The organism is Bradyrhizobium jicamae (genome assembly GCF_018130695.1).
GTDB classification, from domain to species: domain Bacteria; phylum Pseudomonadota; class Alphaproteobacteria; order Rhizobiales; family Xanthobacteraceae; genus Bradyrhizobium; species Bradyrhizobium jicamae_B.
Genome location: NZ_JAFCJX010000008.1, coordinates 231,214 through 250,179 on the forward strand (window position 1 = coordinate 231,214; position 18,966 = coordinate 250,179).

The 18,966-nt window shown below is 64.7% G+C and carries 11 protein-coding genes; 6 read left to right on the top strand and 5 right to left on the bottom strand.

Annotated features, from left to right (window positions below; all coding sequences use genetic code 11):
- Window positions 1-14: 14 nt before the first annotated feature.
- The 6 genes from JQ604_RS13930 to JQ604_RS13955 all read left to right on the top strand — a co-directional run bounded on the left by JQ604_RS13930 (window position 15) and on the right by JQ604_RS13955 (window position 7,697).
- Window positions 15-902, top strand: coding sequence for a branched-chain amino acid aminotransferase (locus tag JQ604_RS13930; protein WP_212357966.1), 888 nt, complete (start codon window positions 15-17; stop codon window positions 900-902).
- A gap of 33 nt (window positions 903-935) precedes the next feature.
- The gene (locus tag JQ604_RS13935; protein ID WP_212357967.1) at window positions 936-2,618 is read left to right on the top strand and encodes a thiamine pyrophosphate-dependent enzyme; all 1,683 of its coding nucleotides are present in this window, start codon (window positions 936-938) and stop codon (window positions 2,616-2,618) included.
- Window positions 2,619-2,686: 68 nt separating this feature from the next.
- Entirely contained in the window at window positions 2,687-3,742 is a 1,056-nt protein-coding gene (locus JQ604_RS13940; RefSeq protein ID WP_433996245.1) for a TAXI family TRAP transporter solute-binding subunit, read from the top strand.
- Window positions 3,743-3,771: 29 nt separating this feature from the next.
- The gene (locus tag JQ604_RS13945) at window positions 3,772-4,368 is read left to right on the top strand and encodes a hypothetical protein (protein ID WP_249158245.1); all 597 of its coding nucleotides are present in this window, start codon (window positions 3,772-3,774) and stop codon (window positions 4,366-4,368) included.
- 37 nt (window positions 4,369-4,405) lie between these two features.
- Window positions 4,406-5,008 (top strand): DsrE family protein, encoded by a 603-nt coding sequence (locus JQ604_RS13950; RefSeq protein WP_212357969.1) that lies wholly within the window; start codon window positions 4,406-4,408, stop codon window positions 5,006-5,008.
- Window positions 5,009-5,252: 244 nt separating this feature from the next.
- A complete protein-coding gene (locus JQ604_RS13955; RefSeq protein WP_212357970.1) occupies window positions 5,253-7,697 on the top strand; it encodes a hypothetical protein in 2,445 nt (814 codons plus the stop codon).
- Window positions 7,698-7,850: 153 nt separating this feature from the next.
- On the opposite strand, the gene JQ604_RS13960 is transcribed toward JQ604_RS13955, so the two are convergent.
- The 5 genes from JQ604_RS13960 to JQ604_RS13980 all read right to left on the bottom strand — a co-directional run bounded on the left by JQ604_RS13960 (window position 7,851) and on the right by JQ604_RS13980 (window position 18,865).
- Window positions 7,851-11,036 (bottom strand): acetoacetate--CoA ligase, encoded by a 3,186-nt coding sequence (locus JQ604_RS13960; protein WP_212357971.1) that lies wholly within the window; start codon window positions 11,034-11,036, stop codon window positions 7,851-7,853.
- A 276-nt stretch (window positions 11,037-11,312) separates the two neighbouring features.
- A complete protein-coding gene (locus tag JQ604_RS13965; RefSeq protein WP_212357972.1) occupies window positions 11,313-12,743 on the bottom strand; it encodes an HlyD family type I secretion periplasmic adaptor subunit in 1,431 nt (476 codons plus the stop codon).
- Window positions 12,730-15,378, bottom strand: a complete 2,649-nt coding sequence (locus JQ604_RS13970) for a type I secretion system permease/ATPase (RefSeq protein ID WP_212357973.1) — start codon at window positions 15,376-15,378, stop codon at window positions 12,730-12,732. The genes JQ604_RS13965 and JQ604_RS13970 overlap by 14 nt, the downstream gene beginning before the upstream one ends.
- A 112-nt stretch (window positions 15,379-15,490) precedes the next feature.
- A complete protein-coding gene (locus JQ604_RS13975) occupies window positions 15,491-17,374 on the bottom strand; it encodes a heparin lyase I family protein (protein ID WP_212357974.1) in 1,884 nt (627 codons plus the stop codon).
- A gap of 672 nt (window positions 17,375-18,046) precedes the next feature.
- Complete coding sequence (locus JQ604_RS13980; RefSeq protein WP_212357975.1) at window positions 18,047-18,865, bottom strand: class I SAM-dependent methyltransferase; 819 nt, start codon at window positions 18,863-18,865, stop codon at window positions 18,047-18,049.
- Window positions 18,866-18,966 lie beyond the last annotated feature (101 nt).

Below are 18,966 nucleotides of genomic sequence, written 5' to 3' on the forward strand. Positions count from 1 at the left end.
CGTGGAGGGTCGTCATGTTTCCCGATGTCAAATCCGTCAACTATTCGCAGACATGGACCTTCTTCAAGGGCGAGTGGCACGAGGGCAATTTGCCGATCATGGGGCCGCGCACGCATGGGCTCTGGCTCGGATCGACCGTGTTCGATGGTGCGCGCGCCTTCGAGGGCGTGACGCCCGACCTCGACCGCCATTGCGCCCGCGTCAACCAATCCGCAGTCAATTTCGGGCTCAAGCCGATCGTCGATCTCGACACGTGGCTGGGTCTGGCGCGCGAGGGTATCAAGCGTTTCCCGCCCAATGCCGAGCTCTACATCCGTCCGATGTACTGGCCGCAGAATGGTGTGGGCGGCGGCGTGCTGTTCGATCCGGAAACCATGGACTGGTGCCTTTGCATCTATGAGGCGCCGTTACCGAAACCTGTCGGCAACGCGATCACGCTGTCGCCGTTCCGCAGGCCGACCGCCGAATGCGCGCCGGTCGATGCCAAGGCCGCCTGCCTTTACCCGAATTGTTCGCGTGCGCTGATCGAGGCCGCCGCGCGCGGTTTCCAGAACTGCCTGATGCTGGACATGCTCGGCAACGTCGCCGAGTTCGGTAACGCCAACGTGTTCATGGCGAAGGACGGTGTGGTCTACACGCCGGCGCCGAACGGCACCTTCCTGAACGGTATCACCCGGCAGCGGGTGATCGAACTGTTGCGCGGCGACGGCGTCACCGTAGTGGAGGCCACGTTGCGGTATGCCGATTTCCTTGCCGCGGACGAGATCTTCTCGAGCGGAAATTTCGCCAAGGTTGCGCCGGTGATCCGCATCGATGACCGCCAGCTGACACCCGGGCCGTTCTATGCGCGCGCGCGGAAACTGTACTGGGATTTCGCGCACGCGGTCAGGCTTGCGGCGTGACGGGTGACGACCATCCAGGGAGGATTGTGTCGCATGGCATTTCGGACTGCCGATCTGATCGTGGATGCGCTGATCGCGCACGGCGTCGACCGGGCCTTCAGTGTCCCCGGTGAAAGCTTTCTTGCGCTGCTTGACGCCCTGTACGAACGCGACGAGATCGACCTCGTGACGTGCCGCCATGAGGGCAGCGCCAGCCTTGCAGCCATTGCCGACGCCAAGCTGACCGGCCGTGCCGGCGTGGTGATGACGAGCCGCGGACCGGGCGCATGCAATGCGGCGCTTGGTCTTCACGTCGCGTCCCAGGAGGCCATCCCTCTCATCATGCTGGTTGGTCAGGTCGATACGGCCGAGCTGAACCGTGACGCGGTGCAGGAGATCGACACGAAGCAGGCGTTCGGCGGCCTCATCAAATGGTCAACCCGCATCGATTCGGCCGCGCAGGCGCCCGAGATGATGGCGCGCGCGTTTTCGGTGGCGCTTGGCGGCACGCCGGGGCCGGTTGTGATCGAACTTCCTCACGACGTGCTCGAAATGGAGGCCGCTCGGCTTTCCGCCCGGGTTCACGGCGTCGCGCGGGCCGAGCCCAGCCGAACTGCGCTGGAGCAAACGGCCGACCTGGTCGGCAAGGCGGAGCGGCCGGTCCTGCTGATCGGAGGGGAGTGCCGAACCGCGGAATTTCGCAAGGATTTGCTGGCGCTGAGCGAGCGCTGGAATCTGCCGGTCGCAGCCACCAACAAGATGCAGGATCAGTTTCCGAACGATCACCGGCTCTGGGTCGGACAACGCGGCTTCTTCTCGTCGCCGGCCCATGTCGCGCTGTTTGATCAGGCCGATCTGATCGTCGCGGTCGGAACGCGGCTCGGCGACCTGTCCTCCCTGGGATTCCGCTTTCCGCGGCAATCGCCGGCTCCGCAGCAACTGGTTCACGTCTATCCCGATCCACATGCGATCGGGACCCACTTCCATACGGATGTTCCGATCGTCGCCTCGTCGCATCCGTTTTTGAAATGCTGGCTCGACCTGCCGGCCGTATCGCGCGAGCGCAGCGGTTGGATCGAGGCCGTGGCGAAAACCCGGGAGGCGGTGCACGCATGGCCCGAGCAGCGTATCCCCAGCGCCGACGTGCTGGGGCATGCCGTGGCGGCCATCGCGAGGTGTTTTCCGGAAGATGGCATCGTGACGACCGACTCCGGCAACTTCGCCACCTGGGTCCACCGCATATTCCGCTTGCAGCCGTCGGCCCGCATGCTCGGCTCCGCCTGCGGCGCGATGGGCAGCGGTGTCCCTTCTGCATTGAGCGCGAGCCTTCGCTATCCCGACCGTCAGGTGGTCGCGTTTTGCGGAGACGGCGGCTTTCTGATGACCGGAAACGAGCTGGCCACCGCCGTGGCGCGCCGGCTCAATATCAAGATCGTGATCTCCAACAACGAGTCGTACGGCACGATCCGCTCGTATCAGGAGAAAGCGTTCCCAAAGCGCAACTGGGGCACGGACCTGTCCAATCCCGACTTTGCGGCTCTTGCCCGGGCGTTCGGCGCGCGGGGCTATACGATCGCGGATGCAGCGCACGCGGCCCCAATCGTCGCGGAGGCGATGTCGTCGACGGGACCCGCGGTGATCGAAGTTCAATGCGATGTCCGCCAGACCGTCGATCGATCCCTCGCTGTGGCGCGGACTGATGCCTCGGATCGCGCGATCGGGGTGTCCTCTGCATAACCCGGAAGGGGTACGTGTGGTTCGGCGATGCGAGGCATAGGATGGGCAGGCACGTGATGGATGTTGCGATGGGACGGGTCATTGCAGATGGGGCGCGGAACGCAAAGGCCGGATTGCTGCTGCGGCTTGCGCTGGTGGCCTTGACGGCACTGTTCACGATCGTTCAGCCTCCCGAGGCGGATGCACAGACGCAACCCGCGCCTCGTCAATTGCGACGCGAGCCACCGCAAAAGCCGCAAGTGACGATGAATGCCTGGACGGTTGGACTCGCCGGCGGTCTTCTCGAAGGGGCGCCGATCCGCCTGGCGGCTGAAATGGCCCGCGTCGTGGATGATGGCGACAAACTCCACGTTCTGCCGATCGTGACGCGCGGGCCCACGGAGAATGTGAATTCGCTGCTCTATTTGCGCGGCATCGACGTCGCGATCATCAACTCCGACTCGCTCGAGGAATACAAGAGCCAGGTGCCCGACATCCAGCAGCGCCTCGCCTATGTCCTGAACCTGTTTCCGTCAGAACTCCATGTGTTTGTCCGTCCCGAGATCCAGAGCCTGAACGATCTCGCCGGCAAGAAGGTGAACTTCAATACCTTGGGCACCGCCGCAGCCTATTCGGGACCGCTGATCTTCAGCCGTCTCGGCCTCGACGTGGAGAAGACCTTCATCCCCCACCAGATCGCGCTCGAGCAGATGCGAAAGGGCGAGATGGCCGCAGTCGTCTTCATTACCTCGAAGCCGGTGGATGCCTTCACGCGCGGCCGTTGGGATCCGGGGTTCAAGTTCTTGCCCGTGCCCTACGATCGCAAGTTCGAGGACTATTATCTCCCCGCAACCCTCGATGCCACAGAATATCCCGGCCTGATCAAGCAGGGCGAACGCGTCATGACGATCGCGGTGCCGACTGCGCTGGTGGCCTTCAACTTCCCGGCCAAGTCCAACCGCTTTGAGCGCCTCGAGCGCTTCGTGGACTATCTGTTTTCGCGGATCGAAAAATTGCAGCAGCCGGGCTTCGACCAGAAGTGGAGGACGATCAATCTCGCGGCCTCCGTTCCCGGCCTTACGCGCTTCCCCGCGGCGCAGGCGTGGCTCGATCGCGAGCCGCGCGCCGCGCGTCCATCGCAATGAGACGCTTGGCGATCCCTTTGGTCGTTGGAATGGCTCTGGCGAGCGGCATCGCTTCGGCGCAGAGGGCAGAAGATCGTTCGACGGCACAGCTTCGCGATTGTTCTGCGACGGAGCGCCCCGAAGGGGTGGAATGTGCGGAGGCGGCGCCGCAGACCGCTGCACCTCGCCAGGTCGACAGGGCAAGCAACTGGATCGTCAGTTTGACGACGTCACCCGTCGACTATTCGCCGGTCGCGACCGCCACGGCATCGGCGCGTGACGGAGCAGGCGATTCCGGAATGAAACTTTCAATTCGCTGTCGTCAAGGGCGGAGCGAACTGGTCATCGCCGGGCCAGGCATTACCGGCCGCGGCGCCGATTACACGATTTCCTATCGTGTCAACGACGGCCAGACGCTGCAAATCGCGTCAGCTGTGCCGGCGTCCGGAACCGGAGTGGCATTCGGGGGGGATGTGGTCGGTCTGCTGCAGTCCCTTCCCGACAGTGGAAGCCTCGGCATTCACCTGTCATCCCGCTTGGGAGGCGCTGTGGATGCAGTGTTTCCGCTGGGTGGACTGGAAGCCGCGCGGGCGAAGATGTCCAGCGTATGCGCGTGGCCACGTCCGGCCGCGAAACCGAACGGGTGAAAAGTTCGACGAATTGTGTTCGAGAGGAGAAGGCATCATGAGCATGTTTCGACATATTGCGCGGGTCACCGCAGTAGGCGCCGTAACGCTGCTGTTCGCCGCGTCGTTCGCTGCGGCCGCCCAGGGCGGGCGGTACTGGGTCCCGTCGACATCGAATCCCGCTATGGACCAGCCGCGCATCGCGGCGACGGATGGCACGACGCCTAAAGCGGTCACGCAAAAGAAGGAGCGGCGTGCTCTCTCCGCGAACGCGAAGCTTGAACCCAGCGGCAAGCCGCATCGCCTGATCTTGCAGGTGAACACGAACGACCCCGCCGCGATGAATCTCGCGCTCAACAACGCGACGAACGTTGCGCAGTACTACAAGGATCTCGGCGAGAAGGTGAAAATCGAGGTGGTCACGTTCGGGCCAGGCCTGAATATGCTGCGCGAGGACACCTCGCCGGTGAAGTCCCGCATCGAGGAGATGGCGCTGAGCACGCCGGAAGTCTCGTTCAAGGCCTGCGGCAACACCCAGGAAAAGATGCACAAGGCCGAGAACAAGGACATCCCGATCGTTCGGCAGGCCGAGGTGGTGAAGTCGGGCGTCGTGCGCGTGATGGAACTGCAGGAGAAGGGCTGGTCCTATGTGAAACCGTGAGCGAGATAGCCGCCGCGTAACCCGAAAGGGGGGGACGGGTCCTCCAAGAGGGTTATAGGATTTGCGTCGAGGCCGGCCGCATGATGGCGCATCCTGAACAGGATGATCGATCGCACGGGCCGTGGCGAAGCAAGGACCGGCGGCAATATCACAGACACGTTGGGCCGCGATTTTGGACAAGACGCCGTTTGCTCGGAAGACAGTGAAGCTCCTGCCTGCGCGGGGACGATCGGCGTCCCTGTGGGTGGCCGCCGCCGTGCTTGCGATGGCCTGCGCTCCGCAAGCACAGGGAGCCCCTAAACCGCCGCAAGCCTCGGCGGATGCGCAGCAGGCGACCGACGACAGACCGCTGCAGCAAGCGACCACGAGCGATCCAGGGCCATCTCCGAACCAGGAACCCCATTGGGCGGAGACTCTGTCCTGCGACCTCGTCAACGCAAGGCGAGATATCGAGCTGCTGCAACGCCTGGAGCAGGAGCGCGATCGGGCCGACCTGCTGGAGCAGGGTATTGCGGCGGCGAGAGGCGATCTCGAGGCCCAGACCGCGCTGACGGCCAGGGCGGTCGAGGAGGCCACCCGGCTGAAGCAGGCCGCCCAGGCCGGGCCCGCGGAACTGCAAGACGCCGCGCAACAGGCGCGCGAGCGGGCGGATCGGCTGGAGCAGGATCTCGCGGCGGCGCGGCGCGATGTCGAGACCCAGACCGCATTGGCAGCAAAGGCGGGTGAGGAAGCGTCCCGGCTGAAGCAGCAGGCGGGGGAAGGCGGCGCGGCGGAGTTGAAGATATCCCTGCAACAGGAGCGCGAGCGGTCTGCGCGGCTGGAGCAGGGTCTCGCGGCGTCGCGACGCGATGTCGAGACCCAGACCGCATTGGCAGCAAAGGCAGGCGAGGAAGCGTCCCGGCTGAAACAGACGGGGGACAGCGGTGCGGCTGAGTTGAAGACATCTCTGCAGCAGGAGCGCGAGCGCTCCGCACGGCTGGAGCAGGATCTCGCGGCAGCGCGGCACGATGTCGAGACCCAGACCGCACTGGCCGCAAAGGCAGGCGAGGAAGTCTCGCGGTCGAAACAGACGGTGGACAACGGCGCGGCGGAATTGAAGACATCCCTGCAACAGGAACGCGAGCGGTCCGCGCGGCTGGAGCAGGATCTTGCGGCAGTGCGGCGTGATGTCGAGACCCAGACTGCGCTGGCGGCAAAGGCGGGTGAGGAAGTCTTGCAGCGGACGAAGGCCGCGGAGGCAGGTGCGGCCGAGCTGAAGCAATCGCGCGCCAAGGCCGATGCGCTGGCACAGGACCTCTCGCTGGCGCGGAGCTCGATCTATGCATACGAGGCCAAGGCCCGCAAAGCCGAAGACGACGCGTCCGAACTCAAGCAGGCTGCCGCAAACGGCGCGACGTCGACCAGACCCGCATCGGACCAGCGCGCGCAGCTCGCACGCCTGGAGCAGGATCTTGTTGCGGCGCGAGGCGACGTCGAGACCCAGGTCGCGCTGGCGGCGAAGGCGAGCAAGGAGGCGTCGCAGCTGAAAGCGGCGGGGCAAAGAAGCGAGGCGGAGCTGCAGCAGCAACGCGAGCGGTCCGCCCGGCTGGAGCAGGATCTGGCGGCGGCGCGCCGCGATGTCGAGGCCCGCACTGCGCTGGCGACGAAGGCGGGCGAGGAAACATCCCGGCTGAAGGCGACGTGGGAGAGCGGCGCCGCGGAGCTGCAGAAGTCCCTGCGTCAGGAGCGGGAGCGATCTGCCGGACTTGAGAAAGACCTTGCGGCCGCGCGGCGTGATGGCGAGACCCAGGCTGCACTGGCGACGAAAGCAGGCGAGGAAACCGCCCGGCTGAAGCAAGCGTCAGAGAGCAGTGCGGCGGACCTGCAGAAATCCCTGCGCCAGGAGCGGGAGCGCGCGGCGCGGCTGGAGAAGGATCTGGCGGCGACGCGGCGCGATGGCGAGACCCAGGCTGCGCTGGCGACGAAGGCAGGCGAGGAGACCGCCCGGCTGAAGCAGGCGTCAGAGAGCGGCGCCGCGGAGCTGCAGAAGTCCCTGCGCCAGGAGCGGGAGCGCTCGGCGCGGCTGGAGCAGGATCTGGCGGCGGCGCGGCGCGATGTCGAAACCCGGACCGCGCTGGCGCCAAAGGCGGGCGAGGACGCTTTGCGGCGAAACCAGGCGGCGGAAGCCGATGCTGCCGGGCCGAGGCCGTCGCGCGCGTGGGGCGAGGCGATGGCTCAAGACGTCTCCCTGTCGCAGAGTGCGATCCACGCGTACGAGGCGCAAGCCCGCAAGGTAGCTGGAAACGAAGCCACCGAGCTCAGGCGCACGGCTGCGCTCGGGTCCAGCGCCGCCGCGACCGGTGCGCCGCGGGACAAGTCCATCGAGCTGGCCGTTGCGCCGGCAGCGCCCGTTCGGGCGCCCGTCAGTTCGGAGCAAGCTGCGGTGGCGACCGGCCTGGTTGCGCGCGCGGCTGCGTTGCTCCGACAGGGCGACATCGGTGCGGCACGGCTCGTGCTCGAGCGCGCCGTGGAGATGGGGAGCGCCCAAGCGAGCTTCGCGCTGGCAGAAACCTACGACCCGTTGACGCTCGCGAAATGGGGGACCTACGGCACACGGGGCGATGCGAACAAGGCGCAAGGCCTCTATGCCAGGGCCGCCGCCGCTGGAATCCAGGAGGCAAAAGCCCGCCTGGAAGCGTTGCGTCGCTAAAGCGCGATGAGATTGGGTTGAATCGTCATCGCGCTTTAGCTTCTTGTTTGAGCATGATCTTCTCGGAAAACCGCTTCACACTTTTCCGGATCATGCGCTAGCGTCTGGGCTGATCGACCGCTGTTGCGGCCCTGAAGCCTTTGCTGTTCTGCCTCAGATGGGCAGGAGCACGAGTTCCGAATACAGCCTGTCGACGTCGCCGGCCGCGAGCAGCGGGGAACGGTAACAGGTGGGCTGCGGGCGCACCAAACCCCGTGGCCGTACGGCAAAGAGCCGAGCCTCCGCGACGAGTGCTGCCGTCCGCTGCCGGCGCAGGATCGCCAGCTTGATGCGCTCGAGATGCCGCGACAGCAGTTCCGGCGCACTGCAGTAAAGAATGTCCGAATAGGGGATGCCGATGGGCAGAGCTTTGGCGAGCCCAACCAGTCTGCTCCCGTTGAGTCGGTGCACGCGTCGCTTCACCACAAGGAAGGCATGGTCGGCCGCGTCGCTCACAGTGAGTTGCAAGCAATCAAATGGCGCGTGATCGTCGAAGATTTGTCGTTGCTCGCTGGTTAGCCTCGCGCGGACCGCGACCGGGTCGAGACTGATGACCGGCCGGTTCGGCGAGAACAGCGTCTCAACCTGAACCAATGGCGGCATGACGATCCTGTGGGATTCCAGCGGCGTGAAGTGCTGCGCCAGGAGAGCAGGCCAGGAAGTCTGCTGCGACGTGAAGGCCGTATAGGTCAGGCTCCCGTCGCGCAGCGCCGCGGCGAGCAAGGCCATTCCCCAGCCGCGGTACTTCGCATCGACAGACCAGGAGGAGATGTTGCAGACGAGCGCGGGCTTTCCGTCGACCTGCCGCGGGGCAACGACCGTGCCGATGAAGCCGACGACCACGTTGCCGTCGAGGAGCACAAATCCGCCCGCCTGATTGGACCAGCCATGCTCGAACAGGCGCCGCCAGGTGGCTGCGTTGGTGCCCAACTCGCGGAAGCTCTGCTCGAGGAAGCGACAGACCGGCTCCCTGTCGTCGGGACTCATTGCACGGAGATGCGGGATCGATCGACCGTCCTGCTGTGCGGTCGTCGCCATTCCGCCAGCGGATCGGGGCGTGGTCAAACCTTCGATCGACGGCGCCGCCAGAAAGACGGAGAGGGGCAGGGGCTGTCCGGTATAATCCTCAATCTCGAACAACAGGTTCAGCACCGCCAGCGAGTCTGCGCCGACGTTGAGAAGATTGTCGGACCAGGCGATGGGCGAGACGCCGAGCACACGCTCGCAGATCTCCTGCAGCTCCCGCCGCAGCTCGTCACCGTCCGGGATCCCCTTGCGGCCCAGCATGCGTTCGCGCGACGGCCTGATTGCCGGAGGCGCTCGAAAGGCGGGATGCCTGGCAATGGCATCAAGACAATCCGGATTCTGCAGGGCGTCACGGTTCCGCACGGGACGCCCATTCACCGCATCCCGCGCTGCGGCTTCGGACCGCTTGCCGCTGAAGGTGACGGGGAGCGCATCGACCTGTCCGATGCACGCCGGCACGAAGGCCGGCGAACCACACCGTGCAAGCTCCGTGCGGATGTGCTTCGCCAGCACATCGTCGAGCATCAGGCCTTTGCGCAGCACAACCAGAAGAACCATGCGCGTGCCGCCCACCTCCTCCTCTGCTTGCTGCTCGATCGCCATCGCCTCGACGATGTCCTCGATCTCACCGAGGATGCGGTAGATCTCCGTGGGGCCGATGCGGATGCCGCGCACATTGAGCACCCCGTCAGAACGACCATGCAGCCGCCAACCGCCAGAGGGCGTCGCCTCGATGATGTCGCCATGGGTCCAGAAGCCGGGGTTCTGGGCGAAATAGGCGGCATGGAAGCGAGTACCGTCGACATCGCCATGAAAGCCAAGGGGGCGGGACGGGAAGGGGTTGGCGCAGACCAACTCTCCGGTCGGACTCGTCGGATCGTCAGACGGCGGCAGCGAGCGGACATCGAGGCCGAGGCTACGGCACTGAGCCTCGCCCCGGTGGACGGGCAGGTTCGGATTGCCGAGCACAAAGCAGCCGATGATGTCGGTGCCGCCCGAGATCGACTGCAGCGGCATCGCCGCCTTTACCTGGTCGTGAACCCAGTCGTACTGGCGGGCATGCAGGATGGAGCCGGTGGAGAGCACGGCGCGCAGGGCGGAAAGGTCGAACACGCGCCCAGGGGCGAAACCTGCGTTCTCGCAAAACTGCAGATAGGCAGGATTGGTGCCGTACACGGTCACGCCCTGCTCGGCCACGATCCGCCAGAAGGTGTCCGGCCCTTCGAGCGGCCCATCGTAAAGGACGAGCTCCACGCCGGAGGCGAGCGCGGAGAGTTGCCAGTTCCACATCATCCAGCCGCAGGTGGTCTGGAACAACAGCTTGTCACCCGGCCCGAGATCGCAATGCAGCCGGTGCTCTTTTAGATGCTCCAGCAGGGTGCCGCCGGCGCCGTGCTGGATGCATTTCGGCGCGCCCGTGGTGCCGGAGGAGAACATCGTGAACAGGGGCTGGTTGAACGGATGGCGAAGCCAGCCGGGGTCCTCGCCACCAAACCCGTCGCGCAGCAGATCGGCAAGCGCATGCAGGGGAGCCGTCGGCGCCGGAAGCGAGCCATGGTCCAACGCGACAATTGCGGCCAGGTCCGGCAGACCGGCCGCCACCGCAGCGACGCGCTCGGCGACGGGCATGCCTGGATCCCATGCCTCGGCCGCGCAACAGCCGAACAGCACCACGGGTTTGAGCGGGGCGAAGCGCGCGAGGATGGCGGGCACGCCCATGTCCGGCGAGCAACTGGCGAAGGTGGCGCCGATGGCAGCGGTCGCCAGGGCGGCCATGACCGCCTCGGCATTGTTGCGTGCGATTGCCGCAACATGGTCGCCTCGACGTACTCCCAGCCGCTGCAGGGACTTCCCCAGCCGAGCAACTGCGACGCGCAGCGCACCGCGCGTGAGCCGGTCGCGGCTGCCGCCGGCGTGGCAGGTCGTCAGTATCGTCTGCTCGGGATTGCCGCCGAGCATGCACTCGGCGTAGTTGAGACGGAGATTCGGGAAGAAGACGGCGGTCTCGCATTCATCGCCGACACAAACCGGTTCGACCGCCCCCTCCAGGGGCAGGTCGGACCACTCCTGGAAATAGCGCCAGAAGCTCCGGAACTCCTGCACCGAAAACTGGTCCACCGCTGCATGGTCTGGCAAGCGGCGTCCCGTTCGCTCCTGACACCACCGGGTGAAGATGGTCAGCTGCGAAAGCGCGATGGGCTGCTCATCGGGACACAGCACCACTTCGTCCGACAAGGAGCGCGGTAAAGGAAGCAGCATCGCTCCGTCGCTCACTCTGGCATCTCCAGGTGCTTGTTGGAGGCACGGAGAGGCTTCCAGCAGGCGTGCAGTGCGGCTTGTTGCCGCTGCGTCAGTCTGCGGTGGCGCCGCGCTGCAAGCAATAATCCGTGTGAGATACCTCGCATGCTCCTTTTTTCAGGAGCGGCCGCTGCTTTGTCTTCGCTGGCGCGGTGGCGTCGCGGTATGCGGCAGTCGCCATTGACTTCCTCCAACAGCCAAAGCGGGCAGCGCTTCACGCCGCCCGCAATGCTGATCGACGGCTGCGCTCGTCTATCGCTCCCGCAGGGCTTCCTGCCTGTAGCGCGCCAGCGGCGAAAGCAGGTAGCTGATGATCCTGCGCGTGCCGGTCTTGATCTCGACCGTCACCGCCATGCCCGGGCCGAGCTTGACCAGCTTGTCCTCGATCTGCATATGCGCGCGGTCGAGTGAGATGCGCGCGGCATATTCCAGCTCCTGGCCTTTCGGCTCGCTGCTGCTTTGCGCGGCGCCCGACGTCCGGTCGTTGGCGCCCTGCGGCCTGTCGCGGGTGATGGCGTCCGACGACACGCTGAGCACGTCCCCGTGGAGGAGCCCGTAGCGCGTGAAGTTGAACGTATCGACCTTGATCTCTGCCTTCTGACCGGGATGGACGAATCCAATGTCGCGGTTGGAGAGCATGGCCTCGATCTCGAGCTGGCTCTCGCTCGGGACCACCACGGCGAGTGACTGGGCCGGCGTCACGACGCCTCCGATGGTATGAACGGCGAGCTGCTGCACGACGCCGTCGACCGGCGCAGCCAAGCGCTGGAGCTTCGTGCGCCGCTCTGCCTTGACCACCTCCTGCGCGACACCAGCGGTTTTCTGTTCGGCCTTCGCGAGTGCGTCATAGGTCGTACGCCGGTACTCTGCCGCGGTCTTGTCCTTCGTTTCCTTCAGCAGGGCAATGGCCGCATCGGCCTCGCGCAGCCGGCTTTGCTGCAGGACGAGATCCTGCTGCATGGCAACCAGCTCCTGATACTCGGAGAGATAGACGACCTTCGAGGCCAATGCCTTCTCGACCAGGCCCTTGCGAATGTCGACCCGCTCCTGCAGCACGGGGATCGTCGCCTGCAGTTTTGCAACGCTTGCTGAGGTGGTCGCCCGTTCCGCTTCCTTCTGCCCCCGCTGGCGCTCGATCTCGGCGAGCTTGGCATTCTGTTCGGCGCGCTGGCTGATCAGGAACTGACGATGCATCTCGATCTCGGCGGCGCTTGCATTCTGGGGCGGCTTGAATGCAGCAAGCGGATCGTCCGCCAGCGCAGCGCGCAGGCGGGCGACGTCGAGTTCGGACGCGAGGAGATCGCTCTTCTGGCGTTCGTTGTCGGCTTCCGTCATCGTCGGATCGAGCTCGATAAGCACGTCGCCGGCTTTCACGGTCTGGCCGTCGCGGACGTGGATGGCACGGACGACGCCCGTCTCAAACGGCTGGATCAACTTTGTGCGCCCGCCCGGCACGATCTTGCCCGTCGCGGTGGCGACGATATCGACGCTGCCCAACGACGCCCACGCCAGCGCCAGGCAGAAGACCGCGATGATGCTCGCGCCGATCGCGCGCCCGACCGGCGACGGCGGCGTTTCGGTGATCTCGAGCGCCGCCGGCAGGAACGCGATTTCGTACTCGCGCCGGCGAGCCGGAACCGGATTTCTCGGAAACGGGACGATGTTTCGGTTAGCGGACGTCATGGATGCCGGCCTGCAGATAATGGAGGTTTGCGTAACGTCCGTTCGAGCGGATCAGCTCATCATGGCTGCCGTCCTCGACGATGCGGCCATGCTCGAGCGTGATGATCCGGTTCGCATTGCGCACCGTGGAGAGCCGGTGAGCGATGACGAACACGGTCCGGCCGGCGGCAATTCGCTTCATGTTCTGCTGGATGGCGCGCTCGCTTTCGTAATCCAGCGCGCTGGTGGCCTCGTCGAGGATCAGGATGCGCGGATCGGTAATGAGCGCGCGCGCGATCGCGATACGCTGGCGTTGCCCGCCGGACAGGCTGCTGCCGCGTTCGCCGACGACGGTGTCGTAACCTTCGGGCAGTTCCAGGATGAAGTCGTGCGCGCCGGCGAGCGTGGCCGCCTCGATCACGCGTTCCATCGGCATCGCCGGATCGGCCAGCGCGATGTTCTCGCGAATCGAGCGGTTGAACAGCACGTTCTCCTGCAGGACGACGCCAATCTGGCGCCGCAGCCAGGTCAGGTCGACCATCGCGAGATCGACGCCGTCGACCAGCACACGACCGCTCTCCGGAACATAGAGACGCTGGATCAGCTTGGTGATGGTGCTCTTGCCCGAGCCGGACGAGCCGACGATGCCGACGACCTGGCCGGGATGCACGTTGAATGACACATTGTGCAGCACCTCGGGACCGTCGATGCGGTAGCGGAACGTCGCATGGTCGAACGTAACCTGTCCGCGGATCGGCGGTAGCGCGGCACGGCCGGGACTGAAGCTCGGCTCCGGGATGGTGTTGAGGACGTCGCCGAGGCGATCGACCGACAGACGGGCCTGATGGAAATCCTGCCACATCTGCGCGAGACGCAGCACCGGTGCGCTCACCCGTGCGGCCAGCATGTTGAACGCGACAAGCTCGCCAACGCTGATATCGCCACCGATCACAAGTCTGGCGCCGAAGTAGAGCGTTGCCGCGACGACCAGCTTGTTGATCATCTGGACCGCCTGGCTCGCCGTATTGTTCAGGCTAAGCACGCGGAAGCTCGCGGCCACATAGCCGGCAAGTTGCTCCTCCCAGCGGCGCTGCATCTGAGGCTCGACCGCCATGGCCTTCAGCGTCTCGACGCCCGTGACGCTCTCGACCAGGAAGGCCTGGTTCTCGGCGCCGCGATTGAACTTCTCATCGAGCCGGCGGCGGAACAGCGGCGCAGCGAACGCGGAGATGCCGATATAGAACGGGAATGACGCCAGAACGATCACCGTCAGCGTCGTCGAGTAATAGAACATCACTGCAAGGAAGACGACGGTGAACAAGAGGTCGATGACGAGCGTGAGCGCCGAGCTCGTCAGGAACTGACGGATGTTCTCCAACTCGCGGACGCGTGCGACGGAATCGCCGACCCGGCGGGCCTGGAAATAGGCGATCGGCAGCGCCATCAGGTGCCGGAACAGCCGGGCGCCAAGCTCGACATCGATGCGGTTCGTGGTGTGCGCGAACAGATAGACGCGTAGCGTATCGAGAATGGCCTCGAACACGGTCAGGGCGACCAGGCCTATGACCAGAACGTCGAGCGTGCTCATGCTTCGATGCACGAGCACCTTGTCGATGACCACCTGGAAGAACAGCGGTGAGATGAGGGCGAAGAACTGAAGGAAGAAGGAGGCGACCAGAACTTCGCCGAGAAGACGACGATACTTGTGGATCGCGCCGACAAACCAGCTGATATCGAAACGGCGGGAGAGGTCGGTCAGGGACGCGCGCCGCGTCATCAGGATGATGTCGCCATCCCAGATCGCCTCGAGCTCGGTCTGCGTCATTGTTTCGGGCTGGGGAGACAATGGGCGCTGAACCAGCAGCTTGTCATCGACGATCTTGCCGAGGATCAGGAAGCCGCCGTCGCGCAGCAGGGCGATGCCCGGCAGCGGCGTGACCGCAAGCCTGTTCCAGCTCGACCGTTGTGCCCGGGCCTTGAGCCCGTATTCCTTGGCGCAACGCAGGATTTCGGTCACACCCAGCCGCGCTGCGCCCATGCGATGCCGGATCTGGCCAGGGTCGGCCGCGATGCCGTGGCAACGCAGCAAGATCGCCACGGCAATGAGCCCGGACTGATCGTCGCGCTCGGTCTCGGCGTCGGCGTCAAGGTCGGGGATATCGTGTCGATCGGCGGATGGCGCAGTCATCAGGGCCCGGCGGGCGCGCTCCACCAGCTCGCGCCCGCGGACAGCCATGCCGGCAAGGACTTGACGCACGCGGTTGGCGATGTCGTGTGACCCGGCCAGGATCAAGCGACCGTCCCAGATCGCCTCGAATTCCGCGCGGGAGATCAGCTTCGGTTGCGCCGCAGTCGGGTGCAGCACGAGCGCCCCGTTGTCGTCGACCTTGCCGAGTAGCAGAAATCCGCCATCACGCAGTGAGGCGATTCCAGGCAGCTGGATGCTCGCAAGTCGCTTCCAGCGTATTGTTTGCGAACGGACCTTGACGCCAAACTCGCCCGCGCAGCGCAGCAGGGCCTGGATGCCTATCGTGCTGCTCCCGCAGCGATCGCGGAGCTGGTCAGGCTCGGCGTTCACGCCATGCAGGCGCAGGAACAGAGCCAGGGCTCGAAGCCCGAGATCTGCGGCATGGGCATTTCCATTCTGGATCGCCATTTTTTTACTCAACCCTTCGCGGCTACCGGCCGCGTTTGATCTTCCTTCTCTGCATTTCCAAACTTGATGATGCCGCACCCAGGCGCTGATGCGCCCGGGTGCGGAAGCCTGATCAGTGCGGCCTGGCCAGGAAAGCTGCCAGTCCAGTACCGGTCGCTTGCGACACGGTCGCCACGATCTGCCCGGGATCGACCCGGCCGGTATTACCGGCCATGTACTGGTTCAGCAGCGCGAAGCTCTGGCTCGCCAGGGACGCCGTATCCCTACCCGTCGCGAGCTGGGGATCGGTCACGATCGCTTGTGGGCTGGTGGTCGCCAGAGTGCTGGTGGCCGAGCCCATATGCTGATCCAGCAAGGCAAAGCCCCGAGTCGCCAGGGCCCCCGCGCTGGTGGTAGTCGTAGCGGGATTCGTCGCGGCGATCGGCTGCGGCGCGGTTGCCGTCATGGTGCTGATGCCTGAGTCCAGGCGCGGCTGCGTCGAGGCAGGAGTCGTCATGGTCTGCGACGACGTCGTGGTCCACGACGTCGGTCGCGGATCGGTGACGGTGATGGTCTGCGGCGCGGCCGATGCCACGGCGCCGGTGATCGGGTCCGTCGCGGTTGCCGTCAGCGTGAGTGTCGCAACCGGATGGGCATTGCCCCTGTAGTTCGATTGCAGCGTCAATCCGCTGTCGACCTGCGCAGCCGTCAGGGTGATGTTACTCCCCCTGAAAGTCCGACCATCGAGCCCGTCGGTGATCGTCTCGTACTTCGGCAGGCCCGTGATGCTAACGGTCACCCGATCGTTGGAATCGGTCGTCGACACCTGGGTCCCCAGGTCGACCGTGCCGCCTCTCCCGGCCACCCAGAGCGTGTTATCCGCGATAGTAAGGACCGGTTTGGTCACGGACGAGGTCGGCGTCGTCGGCGTTGTTGATGATATCGGCGCCGTCGGTGTGGTCGCTGTGGTCGTGGTCGATGTCGTCGAAATCTGCAGACCGGAGAATACCTTCACCGCGCCCGCCAGGTTCGCAGCGAGACCGCCGGAGTCCCTGATGCTCGTACCGCTCGGCAGATTGACGCCGGTGATGGCGAGCGCCGAGGTATTGGTGTCCGTCGACGCGACAGTGGTCTTGAAGGTGAGCGTGCTCGTGCCGGAGCCGCCGACATAGGTGGCCTTTGCACCGTCATTGAGCGACAGTGTCGGCGTACCGGTGACGGTCACGGCTTCGCTGAAGCCGAGCGTCATGGTGATGGTATCGCCGACATGCTCGATTCCGGTCCCCGGTGAAGCGGAGGCCAGCGTCACTGTCGGCGCGACGTTTGTCGTGGTCGTCGTGCCGCCCACACCCTGCCAGCCGCTTGCCATCGACCCGGTGACCAGGGTCAGATTGCGAAAGCTGGCGGTCACGCTCTCGGTCGGGCCTGAATTCCGATAGAGGCCTTCTTCCCAATAGGTCTGTGAGCCGTAGCCCAGCGGGCCGGAATAGTTCACGACCTGCTGGCCGTCGATCGCCAGCTTGAGATAGCCGCCGCCGCTGTTCGAGACGTTGGCCTGGATGTTGATGTCGTAATATTTCCCCGGAACAATCGGGTTCGGGTCGGTCCAAAGAACCAGATTATGCAGGTCGGAGGAGCCCTGGGCGGGATTTCCGCCAGGCAGGACATAGCGCGCGACAAGCTGCAGATGGTCGCCGGCCAGCTGGATCGCGAACGGCGGCGAGGTTCCAGACACGGTGCCGCCGTCATGCATTTCGGCGGTAACGAAAAACCATGCGTTGTTGATGAACGTGTTGTTTGGCCCGTTGGCCTGCACCGCGAACTGGTAGTCGATGGCGATCGGAGTTCCCGCGGGGACGTATTGGGTCGTCGTGCTTCCCGCCGTACCCGCCCACATGATTTCGGCGCGATCGACACTTGATCCATCGAACCAGGCGCGATCGCCGGCTTGAATGGTGAATTGCAGGGTCTGCGGATCGGGATTGGTCAGGCTGTAGCTCTTGCCTGAGGTCTGCACGTAGTAGCGATCGCCCCCAATGTTAAGGTACGTTTGCGGCGTAGACGAAAACGACGTAATCGTGCCAGTGGTATCCAATTCAGGCCTCCAGTTGTAGCCTTGACGTTGACATGAGATTCCAGTGCCGCAGCGCCATGGAAAGGCGCGCGACATACCGCAGCTCACAGCGCCTGGCGCCGCGAACTCATTTCAACGCATCGCAGTCTCGGACGGCGAGCGGACTTCCAAGGCAGTGGGATTGGCCCCCCCGACTGCTAGCTCGGTTGGCTAATTAGTAAACATGGCGAAAAAAATTCGAAAAAGTGATTTTAAACCCATGTATGTTGGGCAATACGCACGTATTTTCGCCGAAACGCGCTAGATAGGCTGTTTTCGGGTTCCATTTGTCGGTCAAATATATCGGTGGAAAAATGCTCCATCGGATTGGCCGAGGTAGCTTGATCCGGTCCTGGCGGCAGAAGTCAAGCAGGTCGCCCTACAATGTCGGCGAATCAGGCATGCGGGTCGCGAGGCGCCGGCCACTGCGGTGCTGAACCCGTGCTCGCCTGAATTCGGTTTGCGGATGCGCAGTCGTGCGTGCTGACCGCTGCGCCAATGGATGTCAGAGCGACTTTCGGAAGAGGCTGGTCGCCCGGATGCTCGATACGGCTGCCCTTCGCGGGCTGCCGCGTCTCAGCGACGGGTCGCGATGAGCTGGATTCCGAGCATGCGGCGCAGTATCGGCAAGTTCGATACGCGCCATCCGAGGCTCCGCGGCAGGCAGCCGACGATGGTTTCGAGCGCGGTCACGACGCCCACTGGCAGCGTCGTCTGGAAATTGCGGATACGGACGAAAGCCTGCACGCGCGCGAAACCCGCCGAGCGCAACAGGCTCGCCAGCTCACGATTGGTGTACTCGCGCAAGTGAAAGCCCCGCGCCACGTCGTCGATGCCGCCCGAGACGTCGTGCGGGCCGTTCAAACGGTTCGGCGTGATGCAGAAGTATTTTCCGCCGGGCTCCAGCGCGGCGAACACGTTCGCGAGCTGGTCGCGCGCGTCTTCCGGATGGAGGTGCTCCATCAGCTGGTTCGAGAAGATCAGCGTCGCTTTTACCGGAATGCTGATGCCGTCGGAGATCACCACTTCGAGGTTCGGGGCGCTCGCGCCGCGCGTCACCGTCTCGGAGACATCGATCGCGTAGGCCTTTCGCACGTGCGGCGCGACGAGCATCGTGAGCGCACAGTCGCCAGCCCCGATCTCCGCATAGACCGTGTCGCGCTCAAGGAACGGACGGAGAATCTCCAACAGCTCCTGCAACTCGGCCCGCTTCGTCCCCTGGCTCTTGAGCACGAGCAGCGGGTGGTACGGCACCTCGCGAAACAGCTCTTCGTACACCGAGGTGTAAAGATGCTTGCGATCCGCGCGCGAAGAATTTCGTAACCTGTCCGCAAGCGCGATTTCCACCTTGTAGTGGTGCTCGCGTTTCGGGTCCATGAGGAGTTGGGAGGCCATTCCCGACGATACCAATCGTCCACGACTCCGGCCATACTCATGATGGAGTAGCCACAACGTGAGCACCGGTTGAACTCAATCGAAGTGTGTTATTCGCAGCG